Here is a 22,678-nt window from a genome sequence, read left to right as displayed (position 1 = left end):
GCATGGCTTACGACGATCTTCGCTCCCTGCTCCGGGCTCTCGAACGCGACGGTGATCTCAAGCGCGTCAAGGCCGAGGTCGACCCCCACCTGGAGGTCGGTGAGATCGTCGACCGGGTCAACAAGTCCGGCGGCCCGGCCCTGCTGTTCGAGAACGTCAAGGGGTCCTCGATGCCCCTGGCCATGAACGTCTTCGGCACCGACCGCCGTCTGCTCAAGGCGCTCGGGCTGACCTCCTACAGCGACATCAGCGACAAGATCGGCGGCCTGCTCAAGCCGGAGCTCCCGCAGGGCTTCGTCGGCGTACGGGAGGCCTTCGGCAAGCTCGGCTCGATGGTGCACGTACCGCCGAAGAAGGTGAAGTCCGGCGACGCGCCCGTCCAGGAGACCGTCCTGACCGGCGACGACGTTGACCTGGACCAGCTGCCCGCGCTGTTCACCTGGCCCGAGGACGGCGGATCGTTCTTCAACCTGGGCCTGACGCACACCAAGCACCCCGAGAACGGCGTCCGGAACCTGGGCCTCTACCGCCTCCAGCGCCACGACAAGCGCACCATCGGGATGCACTGGCAGATCCACAAGGACTCCGCCAACCACTACCAGGTCGCGGCCAGGCGCGGGGAGCGGCTGCCGGTCGCCATCGCCTTCGGCTGCCCGCCCGCCGTGACGTACGCCTCCACCGCCCCGCTGCCCGGTGACATCGACGAGTACCTGTTCGCCGGGTTCGTCCAGGGCAAGCGGATCGAGATGGTGGACTGCAAGACCGTGCCGCTCCAGGTCCCCGCGCAGGCGGAGGTGGTCCTGGAGGGCTGGCTGGAGCCGGGCGAGATGCTGCCCGAGGGCCCGTTCGGGGACCACACGGGCTTCTACACGCCGCAGGAGCCGTTCCCCGCCCTGACCATCGACTGCGTCACCATGCGCAAGCGGCCGCTGCTCCAGTCCATCGTGGTGGGCCGCCCGCCGACCGAGGACGGGCCGCTGGGCCGGGCCACCGAACGGTTCTTCCTGCCGCTGCTGAAGATCATCGTGCCGGACATCGTGGACTACCACCTCCCCGAGGCGGGCGGCTTCCACAACTGCGCGATCGTCTCGATCGACAAGAAGTACCCCAAGCACGCCCAGAAGGTGATGAGCGCGATCTGGGGGGCGCACATGATGTCGCTGACCAAGCTGATCGTGGTCGTCGACTCCGACTGCGACGTCCACGATCTGCACGAGGTCGCCTGGCGGGCGCTCGGCAACACCGACTACGCCCGGGACCTCACGGTCGCCGAAGGTCCGGTCGACCACCTGGACCACGCCTCCTACCAGCAGTTCTGGGGTGGCAAGGCGGGTATCGACGCGACGAGGAAGCTGCCCACCGAGGGCTACACCCGCGACGGCGGCTGGCCGGAGATGGTCGTCTCCGACCCCGAGACGGCGGCCAAGGTCGACCGGCGCTGGAAGGAATACGGCCTGTGACCGACATCCCTGTGGCGCGGGCCGAGGGCGGCGCGGAGGTTCCCCGCCCGCGCGGGGGCGTGGCGGCCTTCCTGCGGCTCGTGATGATCGAGCACTCGGTCTTCGCGCTGCCCTTCGCCTACATCGCCGCGCTGACCGCGATGTTCCGGCTGGACGGGACGATCCACTGGGGCGTGCTGCTGCTGGTCACGCTGGCGATGGTGGGGCTGCGGACCTTCGCGATGGCCGCCAACCGGATCATCGACCGGGAGATCGACGCCCGGAACCCGCGCACCGCGGGCCGGGAGCTGGTGACCGGGGCGGTGTCGGTGAAGTCCGCGTGGACCGGGGCGATCGTCGCGCTCGCCGTCTTCCTCGGCGCCGCAGCCCTGCTCAACCCGCTCTGTCTGGTGCTCGCGCCGCTGGCCGTCGTGCCGATGGTGGTCTACCCCTACGGCAAGCGGTTCACGAACTTCCCGCACGCGATCCTGGGGCTCGCGCAGGCCATCGGGCCGATCGGCGCCTGGCTGGCGGTGACCGGCAGCTGGTCGTGGGACGCGGTGATCCTCGGGCTCGCCGTCGGCATCTGGATCGGTGGCTTCGACCTGATCTTCGCCTGTCAGGACGTCCAGGCGGACCGGGCCCACGGGGTGCTCTCGTTCCCGGCGCGCTTCGGCATCCCGGCGGCGCTGTGGGGCGCGCGGGTCTGCCACGTGGTCACGACGGGGCTGCTGGTGTGGTTCGGGCTGGCCACCGACGCCGAGGTCTTCTACTGGATCGGCATGGTGATCGTGGCGGTGGCGTTCGTCTACGAGCACCGCGTGGTGCGGCCGCACGACCTGTCCCGGCTGAACCGGGCCTTCTTCTCGGTGAACGGCTTCATCGGGATCGCGCTCTTCGCCTGCGCGCTGCTGGATCTGCTGGTGCGGGGCCTGACCCCGTGACGGCACACCCGGCGGGCCCACGGCCGTAAGGCCTCGCGGCCCCGTAATGCTTCGCGGCCCCGGCAGACCTCGCGGCCCGGCGGGTGCGCGGCCGGTGGCCGTGCGGCTCAGACCGTGACCAGGTTGTCCGGGCCGCGGCGGGCCGGCGGGCGGCGGAAGAAGAAGGCCGCCGCCACCCCGCCGACGAGGCCGAACAGGTGGCCCTGCCAGCTGACGCCCGAGTCGGTGGGCAGGACGCCCCACAGCAGCGAGCCGTAGACCACGGCGACGCCGATGCCGATGAGCACGTCCCAGGGGCGGCGGTCCACGAAGCCGCGGACCAGCAGATAGCCCAGCAGTCCGAAGACGACACCGGACGCGCCGAGCGTCACCGTGAACGCCGGGGCGGTCAGCCAGACGCCGAGGCCGCTGATCACGATGACCGTCGCGACGACGGCGGCGAACCGGCGCAGACCGCCGAGGGCGGCTATGAAGCCGAGGACCAGCAGCGGGACGCTGTTGGACGCGACGTGCTCCCAGCCGCTGTGCAGGAAGGCGGCGGGCACCACGTCGCGCAGCTCCGTCAGCTCGCGCGGGCTGATGCCGTAGGTGTCCAGGGCGTGGCCCGTCGCCACGTCGACGGCTTCGAGGAGCCACAGCAGGGCGACCCAGCTCACCATCAGGATGCCCGCGGTCAGCGCGCGGGCGCTGCCGGTGGTGCCGCTGCCCGTGCCGCGGTCGGTGGTCCAGTAGTCGCCCATGGTCTGCCCCTGCCCCCGGGTTGGCCGTCAACTGAGGAACGTCCTTGACGCCCGTGTGGTTCCGGGTGCGGCGTGCGGGGGCGTGCCGGATAGGCTCGCCGGTGTGGAATCCGGTACTTCAGTGACTGATGAGCAGCGGCGGCCTTGGATTGTCGGGGTGTCCGGTGCTTCGGGGACCCCGTTCGCGGCGGCCGTGCTGCGCGGGCTGCTCGCCGCGGGGGAGAGCGTCGATCTGGTGGTGAGCCGGGCCTCGCGGCTCACCCTGCTGGACGAGACCGGCATCGCGTTCCGGGACGGCCACTGGCGCGAGGACCTGGCGGCCTGGCTGGCGCGGGGGGCGGACGGCAAGCCGGACGCGTTCGCGGTGGGCGGGGCGGAGCTGGAGCGCGTACGGCACTGGCCGGCCGGGGATCTGGCTGCGGGGCCGTCCTCCGGTTCGTACCCGGCGCGGGGGATGCTCGTCGTGCCCGCGTCGACGGCCTGTGTGGCCGGGGTGGCGCTCGGTCTGTCGAAGGATCTGCTCCAGCGGGCCGCGAGCGTGACGCTCAAGGAGCGCCGTCCGCTGGTCGTCGCGGTGCGCGAGACCCCGCTGAGCGGCCGGACGCTGAAGCAGATGGTGGCCCTGGACGAGGCGGGCGCGGTCGTGCTGCCCGCCTCTCCGGCGTTCTACGCGGGTGCGACGCACATCCAGGACCTGGTGGACTTCGTCGCGGGGCGGGTGCTGGACGCGGCGGGTGTGCCGCACCGGCTGTACCGCCGGTGGGAAGGAGAGCTCGGTGGCGGCTCCCGCGACGCTCAGGACCGGTAGTTCCCGTTCCGACGGTTCCCGCGGGCGCCGTCGGCTCCGGTCAGCGCTTGCGGGCCGGGCGCCGGGTGCGGGTCTTGTCGACGCGGTGGGCGGCGGCGGGCTGGTGGGCACGCGAGCGGTCGGCCAGACCCTGCAACTCGCGCATCCGGGCGTAGGCCATCTCGATCGTGTACACGGTGAGGTTCACTCCTGAAGATTCGAAAGCTTTTTTTGGATGTTCTAGAAGATTTGCAGGGCTGCGACCCTGCGCGCCTTAGATTCTACACGTAAACTTGCGGTACTGCTGAACAATGGAAGGCTTCGGTCATATGGACGCGGTGGACAGGCAGCTCATCCAGGCCCTCAGGGAGAACGGCAGGGCCTCCTACGCCGAGCTGGGGCGGCTCGTGGGGCTCTCCGGGCCCAGCGTCACCGACCGCATCAACCGGCTGGAGTCGGCCGGTGTCATCACCGGCTACCGCGCCACCGTCGACTCCGCCTCGCTGGGGCTCGGCGTCACCGCGCTCATCGGCATCTCGCTCTCGGACGCCACCGACCACGAGGACGTGGCGCATCGGCTGAAGGACCTCGCGGAGATCGAGGACTGCTGGTTCATCGCGGGCGACGACTCCTACATGCTCAAGGTGCGTGTCGGGGACGTGGACGGCTTGGAGAAGACCATCCGCCGCCTGAGCGGGACGAAGGGCGTCTCCCGGACCCGCACCACGATCGTGCTCTCCACCAAGTGGGAGAACCGGGTCGGGGAACTCCCCGAGGAGTCGTAGGCGTACCGTTGAGCGGAGTCGGTCGTACGGAGAAATGGGAGGCGCCCTAGTGGACGCGGGACTCAAGCGCGAGCTGGAGGAGAAGGTCCGGGCCGGCGAGCGGCTGACCCGCGAGGACGGGATCGCGCTCTACGCGTCCGACGACCTGGCGTGGCTGGGCGGTCTGGCGCACGAGGTGCGCACGCGTAAGAACGGCGACGTGGTGCACTTCAACGTCAACCGCCACCTCAACATGACCAACGTGTGCACCGCCTCGTGCGCGTACTGCTCCTTCCAGCGCAAGCCGGGCGAGAAGGACGCGTACACGATGCGTATCGAGGAGGCCGTCCGCCTCGCCAAGGCGATGGAGGGCGAGAACCTCACCGAGCTGCACATCGTCAACGGCCTCCACCCCTCCCTCCCGTGGCGCTACTACCCGCGCTCGCTCAGCGCGCTGAAGGAAGCCCTGCCGGACGTGGCGCTGAAGGCGTTCACGGCGACGGAGATCCACCACTTCGAGACGATCTCCGGCCTCACCGCCTCCGAGATCCTCGACGAGCTGATCGAGGCCGGTCTCGAATCGCTGACCGGCGGCGGCGCGGAGATCTTCGACTGGGAGGTCCGCCAGCACATCGTCGACCACCGCACCCACTGGGAGGACTGGTCGCGCATCCACCGCCTCGCGCACGAGAAGGGGCTCAAGACCCCCTCGACCATGCTGTACGGGCACATCGAGGAGCCCCGTCACCGCGTCGACCACGTGCTGCGGCTGCGCGAGATGCAGGACGAGACCGGCGGCTTCCAGGTCTTCATCCCGCTGCGCTACCAGCACGACTTCGTGGACATGAAGGACGGCAAGGTCCGCAACAAGCTCCAGGCGCGCACGACGATGGCGACCGGCGCTGAGGCGCTGAAGACCTTCGCGGTCTCCCGGCTGCTCTTCGACAACGTGCCGCACGTCAAGGTGTTCTGGGTGATGCACGGTGTGCAGACCGCCCAGCTCGCGCTCCAGCACGGCGCCGACGACATGGACGGCTCGGTCGTCGAGTACAAGATCACGCATGACGCCGACGACTTCGGCACGCCGAACAAGCTCGGCCGCGAGGATCTGCTCGACCTGATCCGCGACGCCGGATTCCGGCCGGTGGAGCGGAACACCCGGTACGAGATCCTGCGTGAGTACCCGGGTCCGGACGCGGACCGGCGCGAGTCGCCGCAGCCGATGCGGGTCTGACGCGCACGCCCCTCCCGCACCCCCGACAAGCCCCGGCCGCCGTTCCCGCCGGGGCTCGTCCGCGTTTCGGACCCGGTTGAGGCGGCCAGTGGTAATAGTTACTCTGCCTCTATGGCACTTACTTTCGAGCTGGACCCCTCCTTCACCCCCGCCCTGCGCGACGGGATCACCGCCCTGTGGGCCGACGTCACCAACGCGGGCGGGGCCGTCGGCTTCGTCGCACCCGTCACCCCCGAGGAGATCCGGCCCGACCTGCTCAAGCACCTCACCGCCATGGAGAAGGGGCGGGTCAGGCTGCTGGTCGGCCGGGACGGGGGCGGGGCCGTCGTCGCCACCGCCTTCCTCACCCTCAACGACCACCGGCTGATGCGGCACTGGCTCACGCTCTACACCGTGATGGTCCACCCCCGCCTCCAGGGGCAGGGCTACGGCCGCGACCTCATGGCGGCCGCCGCCGACGCCGCGCGCTCCATCGAGGGCATCGAGGCCGTCCGGCTCACCTGCCGGGGCGGCACCGGCAACGACCGCTTCTACGCGGCCTGCGGCTACAAGGAGGTGGGCCGGATCCCGGACGCCATCCGGGTCGCCCCCGGCGACGACCGCGACGACATCGTCATGCTGCTGCCGCTCGGTGCCGACGCGGCCCGTGCCGGGGCCCCGGCAACCCCCTGAACCGAGAGAATTCGGACCATGCTTCACTGGACGGGCAGGACCGTGTCGAGAGTTGATGGGAAGAGAGGGCCAGCCGTGTCCGCTGCCAAGCCGAACGCGATGATCCGGTACACCGCGCTGCGCCTGCTGATCTTCGTCGGCTGTTTCGTCGTCGCCGGTGTCGCCGTCCACTTCGGGCTGATCCCCGCCGGGCTCGGCGGCTCCAACGCGGTGTGGGTGATCCTGCTCGGCCTCGTCCTCTCCGCCCCCCTCAGCTATGTGCTGCTGCGCAAGCAGCGCGACGCGATGTCCGAGCAGATCGTCGCCGGCGCCGCCCGCACCAAGGCCCGTCTCGACGCCAACCGCACCCGCGAGGACGCCGTCCAGTAGCCCCCGGGCGCGGGTAAGGTTCCTCACACGCCTCCCCGTACGCGCGCCGCGCGTCCCCTCCCTTCCGTCGGCCCCGTGCCGGAGCAACCCGCTCCGGCACGGGGCCTTCGGCGTTCCCCGGGTGCGCGCCCGCCGGGGCGTCGCCCGCGAACCGGTGGCGGGTGCCGCCCGGGGCCAAAGAAACACTTTGGGTTCCCCAAAGTTCAAGTGTTAACGTGTTCGACGTGAAGACAGCTGTGCGCCTCCGTCATGCCGCGAGCATCCCGCTCGTGGCGCGCCTGCATGTCGATCTCTGCCGCTGTATGTCCGCGGTCTGTTGCCGCAACGTCTGATACGGCATCATGCAGCGGCGCCGCCCCTCGACGCGGGCGCCGCGACCCCGTCCCCGTTCCACCGCACGACCGTCCGGGTGTCCCTGTACGTCCCGATGCGTCCCCACTGGAGTGTGTCCGTGTCCGCGAACTCCGCGTCCGCCGCCCCCGAGGCCGAGCAGCCGTCCACCGGCTCCGGCCCCGGTTCCCGTATACCCAACGTCCCCTTCTGGGCCCAGATCGTCGCCGGTCTGGTCCTCGGCGTACTGCTGGGCTGGCTGGCCCGCAGCCAGGACGTCTCCTGGCTCGTCACCACGCTCGACAAGATCGGCTCGATCTTCGTCCAGCTGCTGAAGCTGGCCGTCGCCCCGCTCGTCTTCTTCGCGATCCTGGTGTCGATCACCAACCTCCGCAAGGTCAACAACGCCGCCCGGCTGGCGACCCGGACCCTGCTCTGGTTCATGATCACCTCGCTGATCGCGGTCGCCATCGGCCTCACCATCGGCCTGCTGACCGACCCCGGCGCCGGCACCGGCCTGACCCCCAAGGACGGCCAGCTCCCCGAGAACCGCGGCAGCTGGATCGACTTCCTCACCGGCATCGTCCCGACCAACGTGATCACGCCGTTCACCGAGCTGAACGTGCTCCAGATCGTCTTCATGGCCGCCGTCGCCGGTATCGCCGCGCTCAAGCTGGGCGACCGCGCCCAGCCGATCCTCACCCTCAGCCAGTCGATCCTGGAGCTGCTCCAGAAGGCCCTGTGGTGGGTCATCCGCCTCGCCCCGATCGGCACCGTCGGCCTCATCGGCTACGCCATCGCCGACTACGGCTGGGACCTGATCAGCAAGTACGCCACGTTCACCGCCGACGTCTACATCGGCTGCGCCCTGGTGCTGTTCGGCGTCTACCCGCTGCTCCTTGCCACCGTCGCCAAGGTCAACCCGGTCCAGTTCTTCAAGGGCGCCTGGCCCGCGATCCAGCTCGCCTTCGTCTCCCGCTCCTCGGTCGGCACCATGCCGGTCACCCAGCGGGTCACCGAACGCCTCGGCGTCCCGAAGGAGTACACCTCCTTCGCCGTCCCGTTCGGCGCGACCACCAAGATGGACGGCTGCGCCGCGATCTACCCGGCGCTCGCGGCGATCTTCATCGCGCAGATCTTCGACGTGCAGCTCGGCATCGGCGACTACATCCTCATCGCCTTCGTCTCGGTGATCGGTTCGGCCGCCACCGCCGGTCTCACCGGCGCGACGGTCATGCTGACCCTCACCCTGTCCACGCTGGGACTCCCGCTGGAGGGCGTCGGCCTGCTGATGGCCATCGACCCGATCCTGGACATGATCCGCACCGCCACCAACGTGGCCGGCCAGGCGGTCGTCCCGGTCATCGTCGCGGCCCGCGAGAACATCCTCGACCGCGACCGGTACGACTCCGCCTCGGCCTCCCCGATCGACTCCCTCGACGAGGAGGCGGAGGAGACCGTCCCGGCCGCCGGGCCGAGCGACCGGAAGGTCCCGGTCACGGCCTGACCCGGGCATCCCCGCGGGGCCGCGCCCCCGGTCCGCGTACGCACACGCCGTACGCGGACCGGGGGCGTCGCCGTGTCCGGTGCGCGTCGTCGTGCCCCGTACGCTTGCCGGGAGCGGAACGGGGGCGCGCGGCCGGGGGAGCGAGCGGGACCATGGGGTGGGGAGGACGTCGGACGTGGGTGCTGTGAAGGGCAAGCGGATGCCGCGCGCCGTGCGGGAGCGGCAGATGATGGACGCCGCGGTGCGGACCTTCGGGCAACGCGGCTACCGTGCCGCCTCGATGGACGAGATCGCGGAGCTGGCCGGAGTCTCCAAGCCGCTGGTCTACCTCTACCTGAACTCGAAGGAGGACCTGTTCTCCGCCTGCATCAGGCGCGAGGCGAAGGCCCTGGTGGCGGCGGTGCGCGCGGGGGTCGAGCCCGCGGTGCCGGCCGACCGCCAACTCTGGTCGGGGCTCACGGCGTTCTTCACCCACACCGCGGAGAACCCGGACGGCTGGGCGGTGCTGCACCGCCAGGCGCGGTCGCACGGTGAGCCGTTCATCAGCGAGGTCGTCGTGATGCGGGACGAGATCGTGGCGTTCGTGACGGGCCTGATCGTCGCCGCCGCCCGCGAGGCGCACCGGGACCCCGCCCTCGCGGACCGGGACGTGGCGGGGCTGGCCCAGGCCCTGGTGGGGGCCGCGGAGTCACTGGCGGGCTGGGCCAACGACACCCCGGGCGTCTCGGCGAAGGAGGCGGCGGCGACGCTGATGAACTTCGCCTGGGCGGGCCTGGAGAACCTGATGCACGCCCGACCCTGGACGCCCCCGGTGGCCTGAGGGCTCTCCCGCGCGCGGCGACCCGGGACCCGCGTCGGGCGAGGGGGCACGGCGGGAGGGGCGATGCCGACGCGGGACGATGACAACTCGCTTTCGGCGGCGGCTGGTTGAGTACCCGTACTCAAGGAGGCGGTCGCCCGCGGGGCCGAGACTGGGGGCCCGCCCCGACCTCCGAGGAGCAGGCGATGGCCGCCACCACCCCGTACTCCGTCCCGTCCCCGGCCGGGACACCGGCTTCGCGCCGCCGCCTGCCGGCCGTCCTCGCCGTCGCGGTCACCGCGGCGCTCGTGGTGTCGAGGTTCGGCGCCGCCGACCCGACCACCTGGCTGCTGGAGACGGTCTGGGTGATGGTGGGTCTCCCGCTGGTCGTCCTGTCCCGCGTCCGCTTCCCGCTGAGCGGTCTGCTCTGCGGGCTGCTAGCGGCCCATGCCCTGGTGCTCGTGGTGGGCGGCCACTACACCTACGCCGAGGTGCCCGCCGGTGACTGGGTGCGCGACTGGCTCGGCTGGGACCGCAACCCCTACGACCGCTTCGGCCACCTCGTGCAGGGCTTCGTCCCGGCCGTCCTGGTGCGTGAACTCCTGCTCCGCACCTCACCGTTGCGCGGCAGCCGCTGGCTCCCCGTGCTCACCGTCTGCGCCTGCCTGGCCTTCAGCGCCGTCTTCGAGATGCTGGAATGGCTGGCGGCCGTCACCGGCGGCGAGGCCGCGGACGCGTTCCTGGGCACGCAGGGAGATGTGTGGGACACCCAGTGGGACATGTTCTGCGCCCTGATCGGCGCGCTGAGCGCCCTGCTGCTCCTGAGCCGCGTCCATGACCGCGCCCTGGCCCGCCCCGGCCTGGAGTGGCCGGTACGCCGGTCCCGCGCCGGGGAGGAGACGCCCGCCGGGCGGGTCGGCCCGTGACGAGGACCGGCCGCCCGGGTCACCGAGCCGTCACGCCGGTGAGATGGACCCGCCCCTCGGCTCCCCGCAGCGCGAAGGCGGCCGTGTCCGGGTCGGCCGCGAACGTCACGGTGGCGGGCAGCAGGACCGGGGCCCTGAACTCGGCCCGTACGGAACGGATGCCGGCGGGGTCCGGGGCTTCGGCCAGGCAGCGGGCCACCGTCCACATGCCGTGCGCGATGGCCCGGGGGAACCCGAACAGCCGGGCGGTCAGCGGGTGCAGGTGGATCGGGTTGCGGTCGCCGGAGACGGCCCCGTACCGCCGCCCGAGGTCACCGGGCAGCCGCCACTCGGCGAGGGCGGGCAGGCCGGCCGCGACGGCGGCGGGCGGGGCCGAAGGCGGTGCGGCGGTGCCGGGCGCCGCGAGGGCGTCGGGCTGGGTGGAGGGCGGTGCGGCTGGGCCGTCCTTCCGGCCGTGCCGGGACAGATAGCCGCTGCGGGACTCCCACACCAGCTCCCCGCCCGCCCGTGCCTCGGTCACTACGGTGACCTCGGTGCCGCGCCGGTGCGGTGCCAACCCATCCGCGTACACGGTCAGTTCGAGCGGTTCGACGGGTCGCACCGGCCGGCGCGAGGCGATCTCGATCCAGGTGTGGACGAGCCCGACGACGGGCAGCGGGAAAGCCCGGCCGGTCATCAGCCGCATGGCCAGCGGGAACGCCCGCACATGCGGGTAGGTGAGCGGCACGAGACCGGACTCGGCGAAGCCGCAGACCCTGCTGTACGCGGCCAGGGGACCGGGCGGCAGCGGTGCGGCCGGGCGGGTGAGGCGGTCGGCGGGCAGGGTGGCGCCGGGGCGGCCGGGGCGCTTGAACGGGGAGGAGAGGGCCCCGCGGACGAGGGAGGCGCTGAGGGAGGTCACCGCTCACGCCCCCAGCAGGCTCTGGCCGCAGACCCGCAGCACCTGGCCGTTGGCGGCGGCGGAGCCGGGCTGCGCGAACCAGGCGACGGCCTCGGCCACGTCGACCGGAAGGCCGCCCTGGGCGAGGGAGTTCATCCGGCGGCCCGCCTCCCGGATGAGGAGCGGCACCGCGGCGGTCATCCTCGTCTCGATGAAGCCGGGCGCCACCGCGTTGACGGTGACGCCGTGTTCGGCGGCGGCGCGCGGGCCGAGCGAGCGGACGAGGCCGATGATCCCCGCCTTGCTCGCGGCGTAGTTGGTCTGGCCCCTGTTGCCCGCGATGCCCGCGATGGAGGCGGTGGCGACGACCCGGCCGCCCCGGTTGAGGGCCCCCGAGGCCAGGAGTTCGTCGGTGGTGCGCAGCACGCTGTCCAGGTTGACGTCGAGGACCTGGGCCCAGCGGTCGGCGGGCATGTTCACCAGGCGGCGGTCCCGGGTGACGCCCGCGTTGTGCACGAGGACGTCGATCCCGTCCGGTGCGGCGGCGGCCATCCGGGCGGCGGCGTCGGGTGCGGTGATGTCCAGCGCCAGCCCGGTGGCCCCGAGCCGGTGGGCGGTGCGCGCCAGGTCCTCCCGCGCCTGGGGGACGTCCAGCACGATGACGTGCGCCCCGTCGCGGGCCAGCACCGAGCCGACGGACGCGCCGATGCCCCGGGCGGCCCCGGTGACCAGCGCGGTGCGGCCGGTGAGCGGGGCGGCCGGGTCGGACTCCGCGTCCGGGGCGGCGTCGGTCAGCTCGATGACCTGGCCGCTGACGTAGGCGGACCGGGGGGAGAGCAGGAAGCGCAGGGTGGACCCGGCGGCATCCGGCGTCCCGGTGGCCGGGAGCCGCACCAGGTGCACGGTCGCGCCGCGCCCCGTCTCCTTGCCCAGCGACCGGACGAAACCCTCCAACGCCTGCTGGGCGGCGGCCTGATGGTGGTCCTCGGAGGAGGGGCGCCTGCCGATGACGACGATCCGGCCACCGGGAGCGAGCGACCGTACGACCGGGTGCAGGGCCGCGTGCACCTCGGCGAGGCCGGTGACGGAGGTGACCCCGGTGGCGTCCAGCACGATCCCGGCGGGGCGCGCGGCTCGCTGCTTCACGGGGAGCCCGGTGGCGGCCAGTGCCTTCGCGAGCCCGGCCGTGACCACGGACTCCCCGGCGGTCAGGTGCAGCAGCGGCCCGTCCAGCCCGGGGGTCTCCGGGCTCCAGCGGCGCAACGGGACGGGCTGGGGCAGACCGAGCCCGCGGGTGAGGAGGCGGCCGGGTGCCGTGCCGGTGAGACGCAGATAGCGATCGGCCATTGTCCTGACTCCCTGCGCGGTCGTAGATTTACTGCGGAGTAAGGTTACTGAAGAGTCAGGAGCTGGTCGAGATGCGCACTCCCGAACCTCACGGAACCAGGCGGTCACCGTGCTGACGCCCCTGCCGCAGTCGCGCCGGGTCCCCGTCCTCGGCTCCGACGCCCCCCGGCCCCCGTGGACCGGTTCCGGCTGAACGTGGCCGGGTCCTCCCCGGCCACCGGCCACCCCCTCGCCGCGACAGGCGCCCGGATCGTGGCCACGCCGACGAAGCCGCCGACGGAGCGGGCCGCCTCGGGACGGGGGCTGATCTCGATCTGCGCGGCGGGCGGCCAGGGGGTGACCGCGATCCTCGAACGCCCGTGACGGGCTTGCTTCTTCTGTTTCCCTGCCGGACGGACGACCCGGCGAACCGACCCGCCCGACCCCCGAACCGAGGAGCCGCACGTGTCAACGCCATCTTCCGCGCCCGCCCCTGTTCCCGTGCCCGCCCCCGCCCCCGCCCTGGTCGAACCGACGAAGAGGCGCGGCCCCGACGGCCGGGTCCGGGAGGTCTCCGTACCGACGTTCGCGCCGGTCGTGCGGCGCGGCTCACTGGCCGAGATCCCCTTCGACAACGCCCGCGAGGCCCCGGCGGAACCGGTCCTCAGCCGTAAGGACGCCGGGGGCGCCTGGCAGGACGTGAGCGCCGCCGCGTTCGCCGCCGAGGTGCTGGCGGTGGCGAAGGGCCTGATGGCGGAGGGGCTGCGGGCGGGTGACCGGATCGCGATTATGGCCCGTACGACGTACGAGTGGACGCTGCTGGACTTCGCGGCCTGGGCGGCGGGCCTGGTGACCGTCCCCGTCTACCCCACCTCGTCGGCCTTCCAGGCCCGCTGGATCCTCCAGGACTCCGGTGCGGTGGCGTGCGCGGTGGAGTCGAAGGAACAGGGCCGCCTGATCAGCCAGGAACGCAAGCAACTCGGCACTCTGGCGCACCTGTGGCAGTTCGACACCGGGGCGATCGGGCACCTCAAGTCGCTCGGCAAGCACATCCCGGACGCGGCGGTGGCCGCCCGCCGGGCCACCCTGGAGCCGGACAGTCCCGCCACCCTGATCTACACCTCCGGCACCACGGGCCGCCCCAAGGGCTGCGTCCTGACCCACGGCAACTTCTTCGCCGAGGTCGACAACGCCATCGAACTGCTCCATCCCGTCTTCAGGTCGGTCTCGAAGGACCCCGCGTCCACGCTTCTCTTCCTGCCCCTCTCGCACGTCTTCGGCCGGATGGTCGCGATCGGCTGCCTGCGCGCCCGGGTGCGCCTGGGCCACGCCCCCTCCATCCGGACCGAGGACCTCCTCGCCGACCTGGCGGGGTTCCGCCCGACGTTCCTCCTGGCCATCCCCTACGTCCTGGAGAAGGTCTACAACACCGGCCGGGCGACGGCGGAGAAGATGGGCCGGGCGTCGTCCTTCGACCGCGCGGCGAAGATCGCCCGGCGCTACGGGCAGGCGGTCGAGGCCGCCGAACACGGCACGGGCCCCGGCCCCGGCCTCGGCCTGCGCGCCGCGCGCGCCCTGTACGACCCGCTGGTCTACCGCCGTATCCGGGCCGCGCTCGGCGGGAAGGTCCGGTACGTGATCTGCGGCGGCTCCCCGCTGGGCCGGAGGCTCGCCGCGTTCTACGAGGGCGCGGGCGTCGGCGTCTTCGAGGGCTACGGCCTCACCGAGACGACGGCCGCGCACACCGTGACCCCGCCCCTCAAGCCACGCCTGGGCACGGTCGGCTGGCCGCTGCCCGGTACGTCGGTGCGCATCGCGGAGGACGGCGAGGTGCTGCTGCGGGGCGGCCAGGTGTTCCGGGGCTACTGGGACGCGGAGCGGGCGGAGGCGGCCCCGGCGCTGCTGGACGACGCCTGGTTCCCCACGGGCGACCTGGGCGCGCTGGACGAGGACGGCTATCTGACGATCACGGGGCGCAAGAAGGACATCATCATCACCTCGGGCGGCAAGAACGTCACCCCGGCCCCCTTGGAGGACTGGCTCCGCGCGCACCCCCTGGTCGGCCAGTGCATGGTGGTCGGCGACAACCGCTCGTACATCACCGCCCTGATCACCCTGGAGCCGGACGGCCTCCACCACTGGCGCGAGATGACGAAGAAGCAGGATGTCCCGGTCCGCGACCTGGTCCACGACGAGGACCTGCGCGCCTCGCTCCAGAAGGCGGTGGACGAGGCCAACCGCCTGGTCTCCCGCGCGGAGTCGATCCGCAGGTTCGCCGTCCTGCCGGTCGACTTCACGGAGGAGAGCGGCCACCTGACGCCGTCGCTGAAGCTGAAGCGGGACGCGATCGCGCGGGACTTCGCGGGGGAGATCGAGGAGCTGTACCGGAAGCGGTGAGGGGGCGCGCCCGCCGGAGCCCCGCACGGGAGCCCGCCCGAGGCTCCGGGGGGTGGGCGGCGGCCGGTGACCGGACGGGCCCGGTCCGGAGCCCCGCTCGGCGCTCCGGGAGGCGGGCGGCCGGTGGGCGGCCGGTGAAGGGACGGGCCCGGGTCAGGCGACCTCCTTGCCGGCCCGCCCGTCCGCCGCCAGCCGCCTCAGCTCCACCCGGGCCGCGGGCGTCCAGCCGGCCGGGGTGGACCAGAACGGATGCCAGTGGATGCGGACGGACAGCAGATACAGACGGCGGCGCAGCTCGGTGGCATGGCGCGGACGGGGCTGGGCGAGCGCGCGGTAGACGTCGAACCACTCCTGCTGCGCTCGGACCAGGTCAGGGGGGAAGGGGTAGCGCTCCATCCCTCGATTAGATCGCATGTTCGAATTCCGGGGCCAGTCCGTATCGCGAACGGGCGCGGTGGGGGAGCGTGTCCGGCGCGAGGTCCGGCGTCGGCGGGGTGCGCCGAGGTTGCCGAACCGACAGCGCCGGGCGCTGGGCAGGTGCGGGCGCGGTCGGCGGGGACCGGTGCCGCCCCCGGGGCGGTGGCGGGCCGGGACGTGAGGGTGCCTGCCGTGCGGTTCCGTCGCGCCCGCGCCGGGGAGTCGGCGCCGGGGTGTCTCAGCGGTCGGCCGTGGCGGGGGCCGGCTCGTGGGCGGGGGTGTCGTGCAGTCCGAGGCGGAAGTGCTCGACGTGGTAGAGGGCCTGGTCGAGGAGTTCGGCGACGTGGTTGTCGTAGAGCGAGTAGACGATGCTGCGGCCCTGGCGTTCGCCGGTGACCAGGCCCAGGTTGCGCAGCAGGCGGAGCTGGTGGGAGCAGGCCGAGTTCTCCATGCCGACCGCTTCGGCGAGGTCGCCGACCGAGCAGGGGCCCTCCTGGAGGCGGGCGAGGATGTTGAGCCGGGAGGGAGTGGCCAGCGCCTGAAGGGTGGCGGCGACGTCCGCGGCGCCGACCGCGTCGAGACGTTCACGGGTGCTGGCGCTGGCGCTGGCGGTGGTGTCGCGTCCGTGGCCCATGCGATCCATCGTAGCGAAGACATGTGAATATCTGTTCATATATTCCTGTACGGTGGAGCTGTCGCCCCGTCCCGCCCGCGAAGGGTCTCCTCGTCATGCCTTCTGTCCTGGACCAGTGGTCCGCGCCTCCCGGGGGGCCCCGCCCGGCCCCGCCCCGCCGCACCCGTCTGCTCGCGCTGCCGGAGGCCCGGTGGGCACTCGCGTCCCTGGTGCTGTTCCTGCTCGCCCTGCCCGTCCATCTGCTGGGCGGTCCCGGCTGGCTGTCGGGAACGCTGTTCGCCGCGACCTACGCCACCGGGGGATGGGAGCCGGGCTGGGCGGGGCTGAAAGCCCTGAAGGACAGGACGCTGGACGTGGACCTGTTGATGGTCGTGGCCGCGCTGGGCGCCGCCGCGATCGGGCAGATCCTCGACGGCGCGCTGCTGATCGTCATCTTCGCCACCTCCGGAGCCCTGGAAGCGGTCGCCACCGCGCGGACCGCCGACTCCGTACGTGGACTGCTCGACCTCGCCCCCACCACGGCGGCCCGCCTGCTTCCGGACGGCCGTGAGGAGACGGTGGACACGGAGCGCCTGGCGGTCGGGGACACCATCCTGGTCCGGCCCGGAGAGCGGGTCGGCGCGGACGGACGGGTGACCGACGGGGCCGGCGACGTCGACCAGGCCACCATCACCGGTGAACCGCTGCCGGTCGCCAGGCAGGTGGGGGACGAGGTGTTCGCCGGTACGGTCAACGGCTCCGGCGCCCTGCGCGTGCGGGTGGAGCGGGACCCGGCGGACTCGGTGATCGCCCGGATCGTGAAGATGGTCGAGGAGGCCTCCGAGACCAAGGCCCCCACCCAGCTGTTCATCGAGAAGATCGAGCAGCGCTACTCGATCGGCATGGTCGTCGCGACCCTCGCCGTCTTCGCCGTCCCGCTCGCGCTCGGTGACCCGCTCGATTCGGCCCTGCTGCGGGCGATGACGTTCATGATCGTGGCCTCGCCGTGCGCCGTGGTGCTCTCCACGATGCCGCCGCTGCTGTCCGCCATCGCCAACGCCGGCCGCCGGGGCGTGCTGGCGAAGTCCGCCGTCGTGATGGAACGCCTCGGCCAGATCGACACCGTCGCCCTGGACAAGACCGGCACCCTCACCGAAGGCGTCCCCCACGTCACCGACCTGCGCCCGCTGCCCGGCGGCGGTCTGGACGAGGCCGCCCTGCTGACCCTGGCCGCCTCCGCCGAACACCCCAGCGAGCACCCGCTCGCCCGCGCGGTCGTCACCGCGGCCCGCGAGCGGAACCTCCCCCTCGGCGGTGCCGAGCATTTCACCTCCACCCCGGGACAGGGCGTGACCGCCACCGTCGACGGCCGCACCGTCACCGTCGGGGCGCCCACCCGCTTCCTGGAACCTGAGGCCCACGAGCAGCACCGGAAGGTCCGTGGGCAGTATCGGAAGGCCCACGAACAGCGTCAGAAGGTGGTGGCCGAACTGGAGGACGCCGGACGCACCGCCGTCGTCGTCGCCCGCGACGGCGTTCCGGTGGGAGTGCTGGGGATCGCGGACCGGCTGCGGCCGGACGCGGCGGCCACCGTCGCCGCCCTCACCCGTCTGACCGGCCGCACCCCCGTCCTGCTCACCGGCGACAACGAACGCGCCGCCCGCCGCCTGGCCGCCGAGGTCGGCATCACCGAGGTCCGTGCCGGGCTTCTGCCCCAGGACAAGGCCGCCGCCGTCAAGGAGTGGGAAGCTCAGGGGCGCAAGGTGCTGGTCGTCGGTGACGGCGTCAACGACGCGCCCGCGCTGGCCGCCGCGCACTCGGGGATCGCGATGGGCAAAGCGGGCTCCGACCTCGCGCTGGAAACCGCCGACGCGGTCGTGGTGCGGGACGAGCTGGCCACCATCCCCTCCGTCGTGCAGCTCTCGCGCACCGCGCGCCGTCTGGTCGTCCAGAACCTGGTCATCGCAGGAGCGTTCATCACCGTCCTGGTCGCCTGGGACCTGACCGGCGATCTCCCCCTGCCGCTCGGCGTCGCCGGACACGAGGGCTCCACCGTCATCGTCGGCCTCAATGGCCTGCGCCTGCTGCGCGAAACCGCCTGGCCCCGTCTCACCCAGGACGCCCCGTGAGCAGGCGTGACCGCCGTGCCACGTCGGCCACGGGGCCCCAGGTCACCGTCACTGTCTGCCGGGGGGCGGTGCCGCCCCTCCAGTTACTCGATGTTGTCGGCGGCCGCCGGTCTCCCCGAGGGGTTCGTGCGGACCGTTCACACCTGGGCGTAGCCGCCGTCGGCGTAGAACTCGGCGCCGTTGACGTAGCTCGCCGCGTCCGAGGCGAGGAACGTCGTCACCGCGGCGATTTCGCCCGGCTCGGCGAGGCGGCCCAGCGGGATGCCCTCCTCGGCTTGCCGGAGCGCCTCGGGCGGGAGCAGTTCCAGCAGGCCCGGGGTGCGGGTGCCGCCGGGGGAGACGACGTTGACGCGAAAGCCGCGTGCGCGCGAGCTGCGGGCCCAGCCGCGGGCGAGGCTGCGCACCGCGGCCTTCGACGCCCCGTAGATCTCCAGTCCCTCGTCGGGCCGGGTCGCCGCGGTCGAGCCGGTCAGGATCACCGAGGCGCCGGTGTTCAGGTGCGGCAGCGCCTGCTGGAAGGTGAGGACCGTCCCCTTGATGTTGACGGCGAGCATGGAGTCGATCATCTCCTCCGTCGCCTCGCCGAGCGGAGCCACGGTGCCGATGCCGGCGTTGGCGACCAACACATCGATACGGCCCGCCTGTTCCCGCACGATCCGGTAGAGGGCGTCCAGCTCCGTGGACACCGACGCGTCGCACACGACGCCGGTCACGCCGGTTCCGAGTTCGGTGACCGCGGCGTCCAGCGCGTCCTTGCGGCGACCGGTGATGAACACCTGCGCGCCCTCGTCCCGAAACGCTCGCGCCGTGGCGAACCCGATGCCGGTGCCGCCTCCGGTGACCACTGCGACCTTGCCTGCCAAGACGGCCATGTCGTCCTCCTCGATAGTTATTGACTGCTCAGTCCGTAACTATTCTCGTTATGGACCGATAGGTCAAGAACGCGGGATGCGGACCGGCGGCCCAGCCCGGCGGAGCCGTGCGTGAGCAGGGCAGGAGTCAGCTACCGCATGACGGGGGAGGGGGGCAGGGGAATCGTCCGCCGCACCCGAGGGAAGCCGGAGCCTCAGGAGCCGGTGGCCGCGTGGGAACAAGCCCTGTCGCGTAAGAGGAACAGGCCCTATCGCGTACGAGGGGGCAGAAGTCGCGCCAGAACGGATCGGGCCGCCGCCGAGAGGGAGTCGGTGTCCATGCCGGTGCGCCCGAGGGCGGTGAGGCCGAGCTGGGCGACGAGGACGGCGCGGGCGGTGTCGGCGGGATCGGCGTCCGGGGCCAGGTCGCCCTCGTGCCGGGCGCGCTCCAGCGCCTCGGTGAGGATGACGGTGATCGCGTCGTAGCTCCGGCGCGCCTCGGCGGCGACCTCCGGAGTGGTGGTGGCGAGCTCGGCGTTGCTGTTGGCCAGCAGGCAGCCCCGGCGCGCGGCGGCCCCGCTGGGGTCGGCGACCGGGCCGAGTACGAAGGCTCGCACCAGGTCGATCCCCCGGGCCGCGGACTCCAGGTTCGCGCGGAGCGTCAGCAGGTTGGCGTCGTCGTATTCGCGCAGTACCCGCAGGAACAGGGTGTGCTTGTCCCCGAACGCGCCGTACAGGCTGCCTTTGCCGAGTCCGCTGACCCGCAGCAGATCCTCCAGCGACGTCGCCGCGTACCCCTTGTCCCAGAACTCGTCGCGGACAGCGTGGATCACACGCTCCTCGTCGAACTTGCGGGGTCGGGCCATGCCCTCATCGTACGGAGTTCTGGACGGTACGGTCCACGACGAGCCCGCTCCCGCGGTGAGCCTGCCTCGGGAGCGAGATCGCCCCGGGCCCGCGTGGTGAGCGCGGTGAGGGCTGTTCCGGGGTGACGCGCATCTCGTAGATCACCGCTCGCGCCGCCTGACACCCTGGCCGTACGAGCCCGACGGGCCCGAGAGCAGCGGACCCGCGCGCGGGGCGTCACGAAGGAGAGGCCGCATGGCCACGGTCGTCGATCTGATCACCTACCCCGTCAAGGGCTGTGCCGGAACGTCCCTGGACGCCGCGTTCCTCACCCCGGCCGGGCTCGCGTACGACCGCGCGTTCATGGTCGTCGGCGTCGACGGGGTCTTCCGTACCCAGCGCCGCGACCCCCGCCTCGCCCTGGTCCGGCCCACCGTCAGCGCCGACGGCAGCAGGCTCACGCTGGAACCGGTCGGGCCGGACGCGCTGGACGGGCTGGGTGGGCCTACCGAGGGTCCGGGTGCGGTGCACGTCGACGTCACCACCTCCGCGCCCCGGCGCGACGTCGAACTCTTCGGCGTCACGTATCAGGGCATCGACCAGGGGGACGGCGCCGCCCGCTGGCTGACGGAGTTCCTCGGCGCCCCGAGCCGTCTGGTGCGGGTGCCGCCGGAGCACGACCGGAAGACCGACGGCCTCACCCCGGGCACCTCCGGGTACGCCGACAGCAGCGCCGTGCACCTGCTCTCCCGCGCGTCCCTCGCCCAGTTGGACGCGCGGATGGCCGAGCGCGGCGCTCCGCCCCTGGCCATGGACCGCTTCCGGCCGAACCTCGTCATCGACAGCGGTCCCACGGGCGGAAGCGGTGAGGACTGGGCGTCGGCGCCGTACGCCGAGGACCGCATCCGCCGCATGACCATCGGCGCGGCCGGACTGGGCTACACCAAGCTCGCCGTGCGCTGCGCGGTCACCCTGGTCGACCAGGAGGCCGGGGCCCGGGGCGGGCCGGAGCCGCTGCGCACGCTCGCGGGCTACCGGCGGTTTTCGGCGGGCGGGGTGGTGTTCGGCGCGAAGTTCTCCGTGACGCGGCCGGGGAAGCTCTCGGTGGGCGACGAGGTGGTCGTCGAGGAGTGGGGCGACGCGGAGACGTGACGTCCCGGGCCGCCCCGCTCGCGCGCGGGGCGGCCCGGCACCCGACGAAATACCGCGTCTCCTCCAGAACGGCCGCGCCTCTCTTCGAGAACGGGCGCGTCGCTACGTCGAGAACGATTGCGTCGCTACGTCGAGAACGGGCTCGTCACTTCTCCGTGAATGGGTGCGTCACTCGAAGAACTTCAGGCTCCATCCCTTGTCGGACGTCGGGCCGGGAACGTTGGCGCGGGTGTAGGTGGTGTCGCCCCACCAGGCGAACGTCCCCGTGTACCAATGGCGGTTGGCCCAGGCGTACGGGGTGCCCTTCGCGACCGCGTGGTACATCGACGGGAACCTCGGACCGGCGGGCGGGCTGGTGGCGATGTCGCCGTGGAGCAGGACGAAGGTGTGGTGGCCGGGCCCGTTCACGTACAGCGTCGGGTCCCAACCCGCCATCATCGTGGCGCGGTTGGACCCGAACAGGCAGCCGTTGGACTTGTACCAGTCCCATACGTACGTGGGATCGCCGCCCTTGCGCAGCCGCAGGTCCGCCAGACAGTACTGCTCGCTCCAACTGCCGTTGGCGGAGTACGCGATGTGCAGTTGCCCGTTCGGGTCCCTGATGGCCTCGGGGCTCTCGTTGATGAACGGGTTGCCGACGACCCGCTCCCAGCTCTCGCGCGGCTGCGAGATGACGTACCGCGCACCGGTGGGGCGGGTCGGACTGCTCATCCGGGCGATGTAGAGGTTCTGCTCGACGTTGGTGTCACCCGCCCACCCGGACCAGACGAACCACCGCTGCCCCTCGAAGGTGAACAGGGTGCCGTCGATGGCCCATTTGTCGTCGGGGAGGGCGAGTTGGGTCTCGCCCCCGTACCCGCTGTCCGGCGAGGCCGAGCTGATGACGAACATGCGGTGCGCGGCGCCGGTGCCGGCCGTGAAGTAGATGTAGTACCGGCCGCCGTCCATCACGATCTCGGGAGCCCAGACCTCCCCCCGCCCCCGGCTGTCGGCCCAGACCTGCCGGGCGGGAGCGGTGGCCAGCCCGTCCGTGGACGACGCCTGCCGTACGGCGATGCCCCCGCCGGTCGACTGGACGCCGACGTACGTACTGCCCACCCGTAACACGCTCGGGTCGGCCGCCCGCAGGCTGGTCTGCCCCTGCGGAGCCGCTTCATGGACGGGCGGCGCTCCCTGGGCGGTGCCGGGTGGCGACAGGAGGAGCGTCGCGGCGAGGATTGAGGTCAGCGCGAGCGCGCCGAGGGCGGACGAGCGGTGGAGGCGTCTGCTGGCGGTGCGCATGAGGTCGCTCATGGGGCTCGCTCCTGGGCCGGGGGACTCGATGACGGCGGTGGCGACGGTGATGGCGGCGAGGACGACGCACATCGGGAGGAGAGCGCTTTCGCAGCGTCTCGCCGGGTCCAGGACCTGTCAACGGCCTTGCAGGCAAAGGGCGTTCAGGAGAACAGCAGAGTACGGACCGCGCGTCACGTAACCGGGGGCGGCGGGGCCTGAGCCGGGGCCGGAGCCGAGGCCGGGCGCTGTCCCGCCGCGTGCCGCGCGCTGGTCGGCCCCCG

Annotated in this window: 22 protein-coding genes and 1 pseudogene; 14 read left to right on the top strand and 9 right to left on the bottom strand. The window is 72.3% G+C overall.

Annotated features, from left to right (window positions below):
* Positions 1 to 2: 2 nt before the first annotated feature.
* Entirely contained in the window at positions 3 to 1,460 is a 1,458-nt protein-coding gene (locus ACIRRU_RS03275) for a menaquinone biosynthesis decarboxylase (protein WP_363201099.1), read from the top strand.
* Positions 1,461 to 1,465: 5 nt separating this feature from the next.
* Positions 1,466 to 2,383 (top strand): menaquinone biosynthesis prenyltransferase MqnP, encoded by a 918-nt coding sequence (gene mqnP, locus ACIRRU_RS03270; protein ID WP_403675637.1) that lies wholly within the window; start codon positions 1,466 to 1,468, stop codon positions 2,381 to 2,383.
* Positions 2,384 to 2,490: 107 nt separating this feature from the next.
* Here the strand turns inward: mqnP and ACIRRU_RS03265 are convergent, their stop codons facing one another.
* Positions 2,491 to 3,123: a rhomboid family intramembrane serine protease gene (locus ACIRRU_RS03265; RefSeq protein ID WP_403675454.1), complete on the bottom strand. Its 633-nt coding sequence runs from the start codon at positions 3,121 to 3,123 to the stop codon at positions 2,491 to 2,493.
* A gap of 121 nt (positions 3,124 to 3,244) precedes the next feature.
* Here ACIRRU_RS03265 and ACIRRU_RS03260 point away from each other — a divergent pair, with 121 nt between their 5' ends.
* Complete coding sequence (locus ACIRRU_RS03260; RefSeq protein WP_403675453.1) at positions 3,245 to 3,931, top strand: UbiX family flavin prenyltransferase; 687 nt, start codon at positions 3,245 to 3,247, stop codon at positions 3,929 to 3,931.
* A 40-nt stretch (positions 3,932 to 3,971) separates the two neighbouring features.
* Here the strand turns inward: ACIRRU_RS03260 and ACIRRU_RS03255 are convergent, their stop codons facing one another.
* Complete coding sequence (locus ACIRRU_RS03255; protein ID WP_363201102.1) at positions 3,972 to 4,118, bottom strand: hypothetical protein; 147 nt, start codon at positions 4,116 to 4,118, stop codon at positions 3,972 to 3,974.
* 121 nt (positions 4,119 to 4,239) lie between these two features.
* Here ACIRRU_RS03255 and ACIRRU_RS03250 point away from each other — a divergent pair, with 121 nt between their 5' ends.
* The 7 genes from ACIRRU_RS03250 to ACIRRU_RS03220 all read left to right on the top strand — a co-directional run bounded on the left by ACIRRU_RS03250 (position 4,240) and on the right by ACIRRU_RS03220 (position 10,511).
* Entirely contained in the window at positions 4,240 to 4,695 is a 456-nt protein-coding gene (locus ACIRRU_RS03250; RefSeq protein WP_363201103.1) for an Lrp/AsnC family transcriptional regulator, read from the top strand.
* Positions 4,696 to 4,744: 49 nt separating this feature from the next.
* Positions 4,745 to 5,908 (top strand): aminofutalosine synthase MqnE, encoded by a 1,164-nt coding sequence (gene mqnE, locus ACIRRU_RS03245; protein WP_363201330.1) that lies wholly within the window; start codon positions 4,745 to 4,747, stop codon positions 5,906 to 5,908.
* A 111-nt stretch (positions 5,909 to 6,019) separates the two neighbouring features.
* Positions 6,020 to 6,580 carry a GNAT family N-acetyltransferase gene (locus ACIRRU_RS03240; protein WP_403675449.1) on the top strand — a complete coding sequence of 187 codons (561 nt, stop codon included), beginning with the start codon at positions 6,020 to 6,022 and terminating at the stop codon, positions 6,578 to 6,580.
* A 75-nt stretch (positions 6,581 to 6,655) separates the two neighbouring features.
* Complete coding sequence (locus tag ACIRRU_RS03235; protein ID WP_363201105.1) at positions 6,656 to 6,949, top strand: DUF4229 domain-containing protein; 294 nt, start codon at positions 6,656 to 6,658, stop codon at positions 6,947 to 6,949.
* Positions 6,950 to 7,400: 451 nt separating this feature from the next.
* Complete coding sequence (locus tag ACIRRU_RS03230; RefSeq protein ID WP_403675446.1) at positions 7,401 to 8,786, top strand: dicarboxylate/amino acid:cation symporter; 1,386 nt, start codon at positions 7,401 to 7,403, stop codon at positions 8,784 to 8,786.
* A 175-nt stretch (positions 8,787 to 8,961) separates the two neighbouring features.
* The gene (locus ACIRRU_RS03225) at positions 8,962 to 9,606 is read left to right on the top strand and encodes a TetR/AcrR family transcriptional regulator (protein ID WP_363201107.1); all 645 of its coding nucleotides are present in this window, start codon (positions 8,962 to 8,964) and stop codon (positions 9,604 to 9,606) included.
* Between the two features lie 185 nt (positions 9,607 to 9,791).
* Positions 9,792 to 10,511: a DUF2238 domain-containing protein gene (locus ACIRRU_RS03220; RefSeq protein WP_403675443.1), complete on the top strand. Its 720-nt coding sequence runs from the start codon at positions 9,792 to 9,794 to the stop codon at positions 10,509 to 10,511.
* A gap of 19 nt (positions 10,512 to 10,530) precedes the next feature.
* Here ACIRRU_RS03220 and ACIRRU_RS03215 read toward each other — a convergent pair whose 3' ends face one another.
* Together ACIRRU_RS03215 and ACIRRU_RS03210 are read right to left on the bottom strand one after the other, a co-directional pair.
* Positions 10,531 to 11,412 (bottom strand): MaoC family dehydratase, encoded by an 882-nt coding sequence (locus ACIRRU_RS03215; RefSeq protein ID WP_403675442.1) that lies wholly within the window; start codon positions 11,410 to 11,412, stop codon positions 10,531 to 10,533.
* Positions 11,413 to 11,415: 3 nt separating this feature from the next.
* A complete protein-coding gene (locus ACIRRU_RS03210; RefSeq protein ID WP_403675439.1) occupies positions 11,416 to 12,738 on the bottom strand; it encodes a 3-oxoacyl-ACP reductase in 1,323 nt (440 codons plus the stop codon).
* 168 nt (positions 12,739 to 12,906) lie between these two features.
* Here ACIRRU_RS03210 and ACIRRU_RS03205 point away from each other — a divergent pair.
* Together ACIRRU_RS03205 and ACIRRU_RS03200 are read left to right on the top strand one after the other, a co-directional pair.
* Positions 12,907 to 13,101, top strand: a pseudogene (locus tag ACIRRU_RS03205) (acetyl-CoA C-acyltransferase); the annotation flags it as partial.
* Positions 13,102 to 13,182: 81 nt separating this feature from the next.
* Positions 13,183 to 15,114: an AMP-dependent synthetase/ligase gene (locus ACIRRU_RS03200; protein WP_403675436.1), complete on the top strand. Its 1,932-nt coding sequence runs from the start codon at positions 13,183 to 13,185 to the stop codon at positions 15,112 to 15,114.
* Between the two features lie 153 nt (positions 15,115 to 15,267).
* Here the strand turns inward: ACIRRU_RS03200 and ACIRRU_RS03195 are convergent, their stop codons facing one another.
* Together ACIRRU_RS03195 and ACIRRU_RS03190 are read right to left on the bottom strand one after the other, a co-directional pair.
* Positions 15,268 to 15,510 (bottom strand): hypothetical protein, encoded by a 243-nt coding sequence (locus ACIRRU_RS03195; protein ID WP_403675433.1) that lies wholly within the window; start codon positions 15,508 to 15,510, stop codon positions 15,268 to 15,270.
* Positions 15,511 to 15,769: 259 nt separating this feature from the next.
* Positions 15,770 to 16,165, bottom strand: coding sequence for an ArsR/SmtB family transcription factor (locus ACIRRU_RS03190; RefSeq protein ID WP_403675430.1), 396 nt, complete (start codon positions 16,163 to 16,165; stop codon positions 15,770 to 15,772).
* 95 nt (positions 16,166 to 16,260) lie between these two features.
* Between ACIRRU_RS03190 and ACIRRU_RS03185 the strand changes: the two genes are divergently transcribed.
* Positions 16,261 to 18,273: a heavy metal translocating P-type ATPase gene (locus ACIRRU_RS03185; protein WP_403675427.1), complete on the top strand. Its 2,013-nt coding sequence runs from the start codon at positions 16,261 to 16,263 to the stop codon at positions 18,271 to 18,273.
* Between the two features lie 137 nt (positions 18,274 to 18,410).
* Here the strand turns inward: ACIRRU_RS03185 and ACIRRU_RS03180 are convergent, their stop codons facing one another.
* Together ACIRRU_RS03180 and ACIRRU_RS03175 are read right to left on the bottom strand one after the other, a co-directional pair.
* On the bottom strand, positions 18,411 to 19,145 hold the full coding sequence (locus tag ACIRRU_RS03180; RefSeq protein ID WP_403675426.1) for an SDR family NAD(P)-dependent oxidoreductase: 735 nt from the start codon (positions 19,143 to 19,145) through the stop codon (positions 18,411 to 18,413).
* A gap of 248 nt (positions 19,146 to 19,393) precedes the next feature.
* Complete coding sequence (locus ACIRRU_RS03175; protein WP_403675424.1) at positions 19,394 to 19,990, bottom strand: TetR/AcrR family transcriptional regulator; 597 nt, start codon at positions 19,988 to 19,990, stop codon at positions 19,394 to 19,396.
* Between the two features lie 235 nt (positions 19,991 to 20,225).
* On the opposite strand from ACIRRU_RS03175, the gene ACIRRU_RS03170 reads away from it, so the two are divergent.
* Positions 20,226 to 21,122: an MOSC domain-containing protein gene (locus tag ACIRRU_RS03170; protein ID WP_403675421.1), complete on the top strand. Its 897-nt coding sequence runs from the start codon at positions 20,226 to 20,228 to the stop codon at positions 21,120 to 21,122.
* A gap of 168 nt (positions 21,123 to 21,290) precedes the next feature.
* Here the strand turns inward: ACIRRU_RS03170 and ACIRRU_RS03165 are convergent, their stop codons facing one another.
* Complete coding sequence (locus ACIRRU_RS03165; RefSeq protein WP_403675418.1) at positions 21,291 to 22,415, bottom strand: glycoside hydrolase family 43 protein; 1,125 nt, start codon at positions 22,413 to 22,415, stop codon at positions 21,291 to 21,293.
* Positions 22,416 to 22,678 lie beyond the last annotated feature (263 nt).

Origin of the sequence: Streptomyces sp. NPDC101181 (genome assembly GCF_044767975.1) — a bacterium.
Lineage (GTDB): Bacteria > Actinomycetota > Actinomycetes > Streptomycetales > Streptomycetaceae > Streptomyces.
Note: the sequence above shows the minus strand (reverse complement) of the source record. Positions and strands in the feature narration are given on the sequence as shown.

Excerpts from the sequence above, each read along its gene's own strand:
- ACIRRU_RS03275 (WP_363201099.1), top strand. The coding sequence starts at position 3 with ATGGCTTACGACGATCTTCGCTCCCTGCTCCGGGCTCTCGAACGCGAC.
- ACIRRU_RS03265 (WP_403675454.1), bottom strand. The coding sequence starts at position 3,123 with ATGGGCGACTACTGGACCACCGACCGCGGCACGGGCAGCGGCACCACC.
- ACIRRU_RS03250 (WP_363201103.1), top strand. The coding sequence starts at position 4,240 with ATGGACGCGGTGGACAGGCAGCTCATCCAGGCCCTCAGGGAGAACGGC.
- ACIRRU_RS03240 (WP_403675449.1), top strand. The coding sequence starts at position 6,020 with ATGGCACTTACTTTCGAGCTGGACCCCTCCTTCACCCCCGCCCTGCGC.
- ACIRRU_RS03220 (WP_403675443.1), top strand. The coding sequence starts at position 9,792 with ATGGCCGCCACCACCCCGTACTCCGTCCCGTCCCCGGCCGGGACACCG.
- ACIRRU_RS03210 (WP_403675439.1), bottom strand. The coding sequence starts at position 12,738 with ATGGCCGATCGCTATCTGCGTCTCACCGGCACGGCACCCGGCCGCCTC.
- ACIRRU_RS03195 (WP_403675433.1), bottom strand. The coding sequence starts at position 15,510 with ATGGAGCGCTACCCCTTCCCCCCTGACCTGGTCCGAGCGCAGCAGGAG.
- ACIRRU_RS03190 (WP_403675430.1), bottom strand. The coding sequence starts at position 16,165 with ATGGGCCACGGACGCGACACCACCGCCAGCGCCAGCGCCAGCACCCGT.
- ACIRRU_RS03185 (WP_403675427.1), top strand. The coding sequence starts at position 16,261 with ATGCCTTCTGTCCTGGACCAGTGGTCCGCGCCTCCCGGGGGGCCCCGC.
- ACIRRU_RS03180 (WP_403675426.1), bottom strand. The coding sequence starts at position 19,145 with ATGGCCGTCTTGGCAGGCAAGGTCGCAGTGGTCACCGGAGGCGGCACC.
- ACIRRU_RS03175 (WP_403675424.1), bottom strand. The coding sequence starts at position 19,990 with ATGGCCCGACCCCGCAAGTTCGACGAGGAGCGTGTGATCCACGCTGTC.
- ACIRRU_RS03170 (WP_403675421.1), top strand. The coding sequence starts at position 20,226 with ATGGCCACGGTCGTCGATCTGATCACCTACCCCGTCAAGGGCTGTGCC.
- ACIRRU_RS03165 (WP_403675418.1), bottom strand. The coding sequence starts at position 22,415 with ATGAGCGACCTCATGCGCACCGCCAGCAGACGCCTCCACCGCTCGTCC.